The 762-nt window shown below is 60.5% G+C and carries 1 protein-coding gene; it reads right to left on the bottom strand.

Annotated features, from left to right (window positions below; translation table 11 throughout):
• Positions 1-762 (bottom strand): reverse transcriptase domain-containing protein (locus Q675_RS35415; protein WP_023012032.1); only part of this gene is annotated, 762 nt, incomplete at both ends.

The raw sequence follows: 762 nt of genomic DNA, 5'->3' as shown, positions 1-762 counted from the left end.
CGCAGGGCCGGCGAATGACTCAGCCGCCACGGGCCGTGGGCTGATTTCGCAGTGTTCCAGGCCAATTTGACCGAGACGCCCCGCTTTCTCAGCTCACGATACCCCTTTCGGCCCCATTGCTTCCACACGTAACTTCTCATTCTCCGCCGTATCCACTTGTCCAGGTCCCGCAGCGGGCTCAGTACTTCGGCTGCGTCGAAGTACGCTTTCCAACCAAGCAGGGTTTCTTTCAGATCTGCGATCACCTGGGGCAGTGAGTGGCCCCGTGTTCGGCGGCTCAGTATCCGGATCCGGGTTTTCAGTTTGGTGATGGCTTTGTCAGCCACCTTCAAGCGTTGTCCTTTCCGGCTGAGGGTGAAGCCCAGGAAGCTGCGCTTCCAGGGCCGGTCTACCGCGCTCTTTCGTGTATTCACTGTGAGCCTCAGCGAGTCCTCGATAAAGCGCGTCAGACTCACCATGACCCGCTCTCCTGCACGGTGACTGCCCACGTAAATCTGGCAGTCATCCGCGTAGCGGGCGAAGCGCAGGTTGCGCCGTTCCAGCTCCCAATCCAGCTCATCCAGCACCACATTCGCCAACACCGGAGACAGTGGCCCACCTTGCGGTACGCCTTCGGGTGTCGGGGCTGTGCGGTTGTCGATCCGAACACCCGCCTTCAGGTACCGGTTGATCAACCTGAGCAGCGGCCTGTCCGGCGTGTGCCGTTTCAGACGTGCCATCAGGCGATCATGGTTTACCCGATCGAAGAAGGCTTCCAGGTCC

Origin of the sequence: Marinobacter sp. EN3 (assembly GCF_000475315.1) — a bacterium.
Lineage (GTDB): Bacteria > Pseudomonadota > Gammaproteobacteria > Pseudomonadales > Oleiphilaceae > Marinobacter > Marinobacter nauticus.
Note: the sequence above shows the minus strand (reverse complement) of the source record. Positions and strands in the feature narration are given on the sequence as shown.